Source organism: Oribacterium sp. oral taxon 078 str. F0262, from assembly GCF_000160135.1.
Taxonomy (GTDB): domain Bacteria; phylum Bacillota; class Clostridia; order Lachnospirales; family Lachnospiraceae; genus Oribacterium.
The window spans coordinates 720,233-722,562 of sequence record NZ_GG729933.1 but is presented as its reverse complement, the minus strand read 5'-3'; the positions used below and the strand labels follow the sequence as shown (position 1 = coordinate 722,562).

At 53.2% G+C, this 2,330-nt stretch carries 2 tRNA genes, 1 rRNA gene and 1 other annotated feature (1 of these 4 cut by a window edge); all 3 genes read right to left on the bottom strand.

Annotation, left to right across the window (positions count from 1 at the left end):
* Positions 1 to 1,541: a sequence feature (23S ribosomal RNA rRNA prediction is too short), on the bottom strand (it extends 246 nt beyond the left edge of the window).
* Between the two features lie 303 nt (positions 1,542 to 1,844).
* Positions 1,845 to 1,917: transfer RNA gene (locus GCWU000341_RS03325), tRNA-Ala, on the bottom strand.
* A 3-nt stretch (positions 1,918 to 1,920) separates the two neighbouring features.
* Positions 1,921 to 2,038: ribosomal RNA gene (rrf, locus tag GCWU000341_RS03320) — 5S ribosomal RNA — on the bottom strand.
* Positions 2,039 to 2,041: 3 nt separating this feature from the next.
* Positions 2,042 to 2,115: transfer RNA gene (locus GCWU000341_RS03315), tRNA-Ile, on the bottom strand.
* Positions 2,116 to 2,330 lie beyond the last annotated feature (215 nt).

The following is a 2,330-nucleotide window of genomic DNA, read 5'->3' as shown; positions in this document are numbered from 1 at the left end:
TCCGGAAGCTTCCCTACTTTTCTTCGTTCCGCTTCACGCCTTTCGGCGCTTGCACCGGTCTTCTCTCTCCCAGCTCTTCCTTCCCCCATGTGTCCCCGCAGTTCTGATATCATTCGGTACTGGAATCTTCACCAGTTCTCCATCGACTACGCTTTTCAGCCTCGCCTTAGGCCCCGACTTCCCCAGGGCAGATCAGCTTTACCCTGGAAACCTTAGATTTTCGGCCTGGAGGATTCCCACCTCCATCTCGCTACTCATTCCGGCATTCTCTCTTCAAAACTCTCCACAGGACCTTCCGGTCCTGCTTCTATGGGTTTTCAATGCTCCTCTACCGATGGATTTCTCCACCCCTAAGCTTCGGTGTCGTGTTTCAGCCCCGTGAATTTTCGGCGCAGGACCTCTCGACTAGTGAGCTATTACGCACTCTTTGAATGTGTGGCTGCTTCTGAGCCAACATCCTAGTTGTCTCTGAGATCTCACATCCTTTCCCACTTAACACGCACTTTGGGACCTTAGCTGTAGATCCGGGCTCTTTCCCTTTTGACCATGCAATTTATATCGCATCGTCTGACTCCCGTGTCTGTCTTCCTGCCATTCGGAGTTTGATATCTCTTGGTAGACTTTGACGCCCCCTCAAGAATTCAGTGCTCTACCTGCAAAAGATCATTAACACGAGGCTAGCCCTAAAGCTATTTCGAGGAGAACCAGCTATCTCCGGGTTCGATTGGAATTTCTCCGCTATCCACACCTCATCGCCACCCTTTTCAACGGATGTGCGTTCGGACCTCCACCAAATTTTACTTTGGCTTCATCCTGGACATGGATAGGTCACCCGGTTTCGGGTCTATCTCTGCTGACTTTTCGCCCTTTTAAGACTCGCTTTCGCTTCGGCTCCGGACCTTAAATCCTTAACCTTGCCGGCAGCGATAACTCGCCGGACCGTTCTACAAAAAGTACGCGGTCGGACTTTCGTCCTTCCACAGCTTGTAAACACAGGGTTTCAGGTTCTCTTTCACTCCCCTCCCGGGGTCCTTTTCACCTTTCCTTCACAGTACTCTCGCTAGCGGTCACTGAGTAGTATTTAGCCTTGGGGGGTGGTCCCCCCTTCTTCCTGCCAGCTTCCACGTGTCTGACAGTACTCCGGATCCCGCGCCATTCTTCAAGCTTCGTGTAAGGGGCTCTCACCCTCTATGGCGGCGCTTTCCAGCGCGCTTCCACTCCCTCTTCGAACTTTTTCGCGGTCCTTACCCCGCGGTGCACGCACCGCGGTTTGGGCTCCTCCGATTTCGCTCGCCGCTACTCTCGGAATCACGGTTGTTTTCTCTTCCTCCGCCTACTGAGATGTTTCAGTTCGGCGGGTTCCCTCCGCATGGCTATGGATTTACCATGCGGTACCGGAGGATTACTCCGGTGGGTTTCCCCATTCAGATATCGGCGGATCACCTCGTATTTGCCAATCCCCGCCGCTTTTCGCAGCTTATCACGTCTTTCTTCGGCTCTCAGTGCCTGGGCATTCACCCTGTGCTCTTTTCGCTTAACCATCCCCGGATTCCTCCGGGTGAGACACTAGCGTGTGTCTCTTTGTCTTCTCTCTGCGGATGTCTCCATCCGCAGCCTCAGATGTCTTACTCTTTGATTGCAATATGCGGTTTTCAAGGTACGATACGGATTCACGGTGATCTTAGATCTCAGCGCTCGGAACGAAGTCCTTCGCGCTCGGATCGAAAGAAAGCGGAATCCTCGATATGCCCCTGCGTCATTCCGTTTTCCCTGCCCCTTCCCGCTTTTCTTTTTCAAAGCTTTCGAAAAGGAGCCTTTCAAAAAACAAAATGATGCCGGGCCAGTGGAGATAAAGGGATTCGAACCCTTGACCCCCTGCTTGCAAGGCAGGTGCTCTCCCAACTGAGCTATATCCCCGAATTCTGGCATCCACTTATCTTCCCACGCCGTTGCCAGCGTAGTATTTTCAGCCGCCCGGGGCTTAACCATCGTGTTCGGGATGGGTACGGGTGTTTCCCCCGGGCGCATCGACACCAGAAAGTGGAACCAAGTGGACTCGAACCACCGACCTCACGCTTATCAGGCGTGCGCTCTAACCAGCTGAGCTATGGTTCCCTTTTTGGACCTGTTTCAATCAAGAATCGAATCCTACACAGACCCCTACTCTATCCTTAGAAAGGAGGTGATCCAGCCGCACCTTCCGATACGGCTACCTTGTTACGACTTCACCCCAGTTATCTGTCCTGCCTTCGGCAGCTCCCTCTTTTGGGTCACTGACTTCGGGCATTACCGACTCCCATGGTGTGACGGGCGGTGTGTACAAGACCCGG